6 protein-coding genes are annotated in these 7068 nt (G+C 36.6%); 5 read left to right on the plus strand and 1 reads right to left on the minus strand.

Annotation, left to right across the window (positions count from 1 at the left end):
• The 5 genes from FVQ77_16970 to FVQ77_16990 form a co-directional block, all read left to right on the plus strand.
• On the plus strand, nt 1-1113 hold a 1113-nt coding region (locus FVQ77_16970), incomplete at its 5' end, for a T9SS type A sorting domain-containing protein (GenBank protein ID MBW8051995.1).
• A gap of 534 nt (nt 1114-1647) precedes the next feature.
• Entirely contained in the window at nt 1648-2826 is a 1179-nt protein-coding gene (locus tag FVQ77_16975; GenBank protein ID MBW8051996.1) for a DNA polymerase III subunit delta, read from the plus strand.
• Nucleotides 2827-2925: 99 nt separating this feature from the next.
• Nucleotides 2926-3861 (plus strand): hydroxymethylbilane synthase, encoded by a 936-nt coding sequence (gene hemC / locus FVQ77_16980; protein ID MBW8051997.1) that lies wholly within the window; start codon nt 2926-2928, stop codon nt 3859-3861.
• Between the two features lie 11 nt (nt 3862-3872).
• The gene (locus tag FVQ77_16985) at nt 3873-5246 is read left to right on the plus strand and encodes a tetratricopeptide repeat protein (GenBank protein ID MBW8051998.1); all 1374 of its coding nucleotides are present in this window, start codon (nt 3873-3875) and stop codon (nt 5244-5246) included.
• A gap of 284 nt (nt 5247-5530) precedes the next feature.
• Nucleotides 5531-6253 carry a peptidylprolyl isomerase gene (locus FVQ77_16990; protein MBW8051999.1) on the plus strand — a complete coding sequence of 241 codons (723 nt, stop codon included), beginning with the start codon at nt 5531-5533 and terminating at the stop codon, nt 6251-6253.
• A gap of 74 nt (nt 6254-6327) precedes the next feature.
• On the opposite strand, the gene FVQ77_16995 is transcribed toward FVQ77_16990, so the two are convergent.
• A partial coding sequence (locus FVQ77_16995; protein MBW8052000.1) for a mannose-1-phosphate guanylyltransferase occupies nt 6328-7068 on the minus strand: 741 nt, incomplete at its 5' end.

Below are 7068 nucleotides of genomic sequence, written 5' to 3' on the forward strand. Positions count from 1 at the left end.
CCCGGTATAATTTGCACGGCCGGAGTAGATTCTGTAACGCTCACTGCAAGTGGCGCTGTTAGCTATACATGGGCGCCTTTAGCCGGGTTAAGCGCTGCATCCGGTAGTTCAGTAAACGCATCACCGCCAAATGATACAGTTTACACAGTTGTTGGTACTGGTGCAAATGGTTGTATAGATTCTACAACAGTCTCAGTCCAGATAAGCACAACCTCACCTGTTGCAATCTTTTCAGCAAGCGATACAAGTATATGTGAAGGAAATGCGGTTACATTTAATAACACATCTACTGACGCTACTGGTTTTAGCTGGCTGCTGCCCGGTGGAACAACAGCCGATCCTACGGTTCAGAATCCGGTAGTTACTTATGATACAGTTGGTGTTTTTGATGTAACATTAACAGCTTTTGGTTGTTCTATTGATAGTACAATAACTAAGGCGGGGTATATTACAGTCAATCCAACTTATTCTATCAACACACCTGACGATACTATCTGCGATGGCGACAGTGTAATGATATTTGGTATCTACCAAACAACAGCCGGAACTTATTATGACAGCTCAACCACTGTCAACGGCTGTGATAGTGTAATTGCTACAACTTTAATAGTTAATCTCTTACCAACTATTGATCTCGGTGCAGACACGATATGCAATGGTTGTTCAATAACGCTTGATGCAGGGGCTGGCTTTACAAGCTATGATTGGTCAACCGGAGCAACTACACAAACTATTATTGTTGATACAACAGGTATTTATAGTGTTATGGTTACTGATGCAAACGGCTGTCCAGGTGTAGATACCATAGAGGTAACTGTAACCACAGGTATAAATCAATCATCAACAAACAATGATCAGTTAAAGATTTATCCCAATCCAAATACCGGTGAGTTTATAATAGAAATGCTTGTCTTGACCCCGAGCGCTCGGGGGAAGGAACTCCAAATTAAATTATTGGATATAGCTAGCAAGATAATATTCAAGGAAAACCTAAGCCAATATTCAGGTTCTTATAGAAAAGTTATCAATTTAAAAGGCTATGCAAAAGGAATTTATAATTTGCAGGTTATTACTGATACGGGTGTGATAAATAAAAAAGTAGTATTGGAATAAATAATCGTCCCTTAAGAGTGTTTAATATAATGACAATGAGCGAGATACTTAATGAATATGGCTTAGCAATTGACACAGGTATAGTAGTAGTTATCGTTGTATTGATTCAAATATTTACTTTAAATAATGATTTAGTCACTTGATTGTGTATTTACAATACTTCTTCACATTATCATATGCCTTTTCGTGCCCAAGGTCCCCTGCCTTATTCCAATCCTCACATACAAATTATAATGTCATAGATCCATAGATTTTGTAAAATTAATTTGTAATCTGCGGTTTTTACTTCATTAGAGAAGAGTAAAACGCCCAAATTTAAGGTTACCTGTTTACATAAACAAGTATGAGTCCACTCTAAAAAGTCCAAAAAATAAAAATGCCACTAAAACACCAAAGCACTAAATCCCACAAAACCCTGAAAATCAATTAGTTAATTTTTAGTGGGATTTAGTGTTTTGGTGCTTTTGTGGCAAAAAAGACTTTTTAGAGTGGACTCAAGTATCAAATCAAAAGTCAATCAAAAAAAGTTTAAGTATGCTATTTTCCCAAATAACAGGCTTACAAGATGTAAAAAACAATCTCATCAATTCGGTTACCAATAGCAAAATTGCTCATGCTCAGCTTTTCTGGGGTATAGAAGGGAGCGCTAATCTTGCAATGGCCGTAGCATACGCAACACTTCTAAATTGTGGAGACAAACAAGAGCAAGATGCTTGCGGTCAATGCTCCTCCTGCATTAAATATAATAAACTCATCCACCCCGACCTGCATTTCATTTTTCCGGCAATTTCTACGGAGCAAAAATCTAAAGAGGCAGATGAAAAAGCACGAATAAACTTTTTGAATCAGTGGAGAAACTTTTTTACCGAAAATCCACTTCCCGAACTCTATGAATGGGCTGAATACCTCGGTGCAGAAAATAAAGGTTGCAGCATTGCTGTGGCCGAAAGCAGGAATCTTATCAACAAACTCTCATTGAAAGCATTTGAAGCCCAATACAAAACCGTCATAATCTGGCTGCCTGAAATGATGAACGCTGCAGCAGCCAATGCAATGCTGAAAATTTTGGAAGAACCTCATGAAAGAACGGTTTTTATATTAGTTGCAAATTCACTGGAAATGATTTTACCAACCATACTCTCGCGCTGTCAATTAGTAAAGATCAGGAGCTTTAATAATGAAGAAATTGTAAATATACTTACAAGCGAATACGGAGTGAAGAAGCAGGCAGCCCTGCAGATTGCACAAATCACCAATGGAAATCTCAACAGGGCAATCCTTCTTAGCGCTGAAACGCAAAACGATCATCTCAATTTTTTTAAAGAGTGGATGCGTTTGAATTACATAAACGATATTAAAGGACTGATTGAGTACAGTGAAAAATTTCAAACCCTCGGGCGTGAAAACCAGAAAAGTCTCCTGAAGTATGGATTGAATATTATCAGAGAAACGCTGGTATGCCTCATAACGCAGAGCGCAGAGCCCCGCCAGTTGGCGGGGCAGAGCGGTGTACACCATAAGCAGTTAACCAGGTTTCCGGCAGATGAGCTGGATTTTATTAATAAATTTTCAAAAACCTTGAATGAAGGATCTGTGGAAAATTTTTATAACCACTTTAGTGATGCCTGCTACCATATTGAAAGAAATGCCAACCCGAGGATATTGTTTATCAATCTGTCGCTTTTGATAAATGAGTTGTTTGTAAAAAGTTGATCCCGAGTACTCGGGACATTGTACCTCAACATTTATGTTGAGCTGATGATGTGTCCCAGTGCTCGGGATCAAATTTCCAAATTCCTAAATTAATTTATAATGCCCAAAACAATAAAAATCGGTACACGAGGCAGCAAACTGGCGCTATGGCAGGCAAGTTACGTGGCTGATAAATTAAAAGCAGGTGGGCTGAATACTGAGATCATCACCATTGAAACAAAAGGAGATAAGATACTCAATAAAACAATAGCCAAAATAGGGAATAAAGGTGTTTTTACAGAAGAATTAGAAGAGAAGCTCAAAGATGGAAAAATTGATATTGCTGTGCACAGCGCAAAAGATATGCTGAGCGGGCTGGATGATGAACTTGAGATCATTGCTTTTACTGAAAGGGAAATGGTAAATGATGTGTTAGTGAGCTATGATAAAAGCATTTCTTTACAGGATAGAACAAGAAACATTACTATTGGAACTTCTGCCGTGAGGAGGATTGCGATGCTCAAACATTACTTTCCTCATGTAAGAATAATAAATATCAGAGGTAACTTACAAACCAGATTTGAAAAACTAGAGAATGGTCATTGTGATGCACTTATATTAGCTTATGCAGGTGTTCACAGAATGGGTTATAAGGATTATATTGTTGAAAAATTGCCGGACGATACGTTTACGCCTGCTGTTGGCCAGGGTGCGCTTGCTATTGAAGCAGCGAGATCACTGGACTATGATACAAGACAAACGATCAAGGCATTTACCAATCACGCTGAAACTGAATATTGTTTAATCGCAGAAAGGTCATTTTTAAAAACAATAGAAGGTGGCTGCAGCGTGCCTGTGTTTGCGTTAGCAAAATTATCAGATAATTACCTGACCATTAGCGGAGGTATTATCAGCTTAGATGGTAAAGAACTCATAAAAGAACAAACCTCGGGAAGTATAAAAAATTGTGAGGAAACAGGTAAAATGTTAGCAAATAAAGTTTTGGGAAAAGGGGGAGGGAGGATAATTGAGGAAATTAAAAGATTTGTAAATTAGTCAATTTGGGAATGCATAAATTAAAAAAAATCATTAATATAACATTTCTTTTTATTGTTATACCTATATTAGCTTTCAGCCAACCTGCTGATACAGTTTTAGCCAGCCAATATTTTCAAAAAGCATTAACACTCCAGAGAACCGCCCGATACGACAGCTCTATTTACTATTTTCAAAAAGCTAGTGAGCTGTATCTTCACTGTACGACTGTAGGGGTAGATAGCCTGTTTCCTACCGAGTACCCGGAGGCACAGGCAGACGGAAAGGAGAATCTTGCTACGAATGAAGCCATCTGGGCAAAGTATGTTATATGTTGCTGGAGAATGGGGTGGAATTACATGTTAAAAGCTCAATATACCAAAGCATTTAAACACGTAGCAAAAGGACTCGAATCGGGACTCGAAATATTAGGCAATGAACATAGAGTTGTTGGAGAATGTTATCATGCTTTCGGAACGTTATATTATTTTAAAGGACAATATGATGAAGCCCTGGAATGTCATCAGAAAGCATTAAACATAAAGCTTAAAACTTTTGGTAGAACACATAATAGTGTGGCTACAAGCTATAATAATATTGCAATTGTTTATCGTGTCAAAGGCGATTATGGAACAGCAATAGAATATTATCAGCAATCATTAAGAATTTTCGTTAATACTTTTGGCAGAAACCATATTTCTACAGCTAAAATCTATAATAATATTGGAAATGTGTATTTTATGATGCTTGATAATGATAAGGCGATGGAATATTATCAGCAATCATTGGATATAAAACTTAAAATTCTTGACAAAGACCATCCTTCTTTAGCTACCAGCTATAATAACCTGGGAGCTGTTTATACATTAAAAGGCGATTATGAAAGAGCTATGAAATATCATAAGCAAGCATTGAACATACGGCTTAATAAATTTGGTATGGATCATCCTGTTATGGCCCAAAGCTATATAAATATAGGTGGTATCTATGCTGAAAAAGGAGATAAGGAAAAGACACTTGAATATTTTAATATATCATTAAAAATCAGATTAAATACATTAGGTTCATATCATCCGCGTGTGGGGCAATGTTTTAATGTATTTGGTGATCTTTATCGAAAAACAGCAGCAGAATCCCTTTCAGCAGATTCTGCTGTGGTTGAATATAAAAAGGCAATTCAATATTACCAGAAGGCAATCGGGGCTTTGGTGGCTCCATCACCCAAGCTAAAGAAGCAGGGCACCGGCACGCACTACAAAACCATCTATGAAAACCCGGTGATACCTACTATTTATGATGTAAAGGAAGGAAGGAATACGATCAATTCCAATGTGGTGCTGAAGGATGCGCTGATGTGGAAGGCGGAAGTATTCTATAAAATATGGCTGATAAAAAGCAGAAATTAATTTGATAATTAATTTTGAGTCCACTCTAAAAAGTCTTTTTTGCCACAAAAGCACAAAAACACAAAATCCCACTAAAAATTAACTAATTGATTTTCAGGGTTTTGTGGGATTTAGTGGCATTTTTATTTTTTGGACTTTTTAGAGTGGACTCAATTTTCAAACTATTAAACCAACAAAAAGTATTTTTACTTTTTATTTTTTAACTTTACGCCCTTATTTTTATATAAATGTTTTTATTTTATTTTCAAGCGATCCAGATTCGTAAATTAAACATAATATAAATCATGGTCCGTATAAAAAAACAGTTGTCCTTCATATTGATTGCTTTATTAGCAATAAACACTTCCTGCGCTCAGGAGGAATCAAAATATGAAAAATTGATTACCATCTCCACGCAATTCGGAGAGATGAAAATCATCTTATTTGACGAAACCCCAAAACACAAAGAAAACTTTATCAAGCTTGCAGAAGAAGGTTTCTATGATTCAACCCTTTTTCATCGTATAATTAACGGTTTTATGATACAAGGGGGTGATCCCGATTCAAAAAACGCAAAGCCGGGTCAGGTCTTAGGAAATGGTGATGTAGGCTATAGGATACCGGCAGAATTCAATGAAAAACTATTCCATAAAAAAGGTGCCGTAGCTGCAGCAAGAGATAATAATCCGCAAAAAGAATCCAGTGGCTGCCAGTTTTATATAGTTCATGGGACTGTTGTTACAAATCAGCAATTAAACGGTTTTGAAAAAAGAACAAGGAAAAAGTTTTCTGATGCACAACGAAAAGCTTATACAACCATCGGTGGCAGCCCTCATTTAGACGGTGGATATACTGTGTTTGGTGAAGTAATTGCCGGCATTGAAATAGTAGATAAAATTGCCACACAACCCAAGGATAATCGCGACCGGCCCCTCAAAGATATCACGATGAATGTTAGAGTAGAAAAAATGAAAAAGAAAAAAATAACGAAAAATTACGATTATGAATTTAAAACTGATGGCAATTGATAAAAAAGCAGTTGGCAGTTGACAACTGCCAACTGCTAACTGCTAACTGCTAACTGCCAACTGCCAACTGCTTACTATATAAACTGTTCCCCTTTTTTCATTTTCACGTCAGCGACAAATTCTTTTACCCTTTGTTCACTTTCTTTTTTACATATCATCATTACATTATCATGCTCAACAATAATATAATCATCAAGACCTTCAACGATCAAAAGTTTATTTTTAGGGGTTTTAATAATGCAGTTAGAGGAGTCGTATATTAAAATATTACCGTCAATTACATTTTTGTAATTATCTTTTTTAACAATATTAAAGAGCGATTTCCATGTACCAATGTCAGACCAACCAAAATCACTCAATGCCACGTACACGTTAGATGCTTTTTCCATGATCCCATAATCAATGGACACATTTCTGCAGTGTGAATATGCAGATAAAATAAAATCAAACTCATCCGGGGTATAATATTTACTAAGGCCACCTTCAAATATCTCAGCAATTTCAGGCAAGTATTTTCCGAAAGCTTTAATAATGCTGTTTACATTCCATAGAAAAATACCCGCATTCCATACAAATTCACCGCTTTCAAGAAATCTTTTAGCTAACCGAAGGTGTGGTTTTTCTGTAAAAGTTTTCACTTTTTTCAACTTTTTAGGGGGGGGGGAAGTCGTAGGCCCCGACTTTAAAGAATCATCATCTTCTAAATATTGAATATATCCATACCCGGTATCTGGTCTATCAGGTTTGATCCCAATAGTAACCAATATATCTTTGTCTTTAGTTTGTCCTAAAGCTGATTGAATGGTACTGGTAAA

The organism is Cytophagales bacterium (assembly GCA_019456305.1).
Taxonomy (GTDB): Bacteria; Bacteroidota; Bacteroidia; order Cytophagales; family VRUD01; genus VRUD01.

Coding starts and splice junctions, on each gene's coding strand:
- FVQ77_16990 (MBW8051999.1), top strand. CDS start 5,531: ATGGTCCGTATAAAAAAACAGTTGTCCTTCATATTGATTGCTTTATTA.
- FVQ77_16985 (MBW8051998.1), top strand. CDS start 3,873: ATGCATAAATTAAAAAAAATCATTAATATAACATTTCTTTTTATTGTT.
- hemC (MBW8051997.1), top strand. CDS start 2,926: ATGCCCAAAACAATAAAAATCGGTACACGAGGCAGCAAACTGGCGCTA.
- FVQ77_16975 (MBW8051996.1), top strand. CDS start 1,648: ATGCTATTTTCCCAAATAACAGGCTTACAAGATGTAAAAAACAATCTC.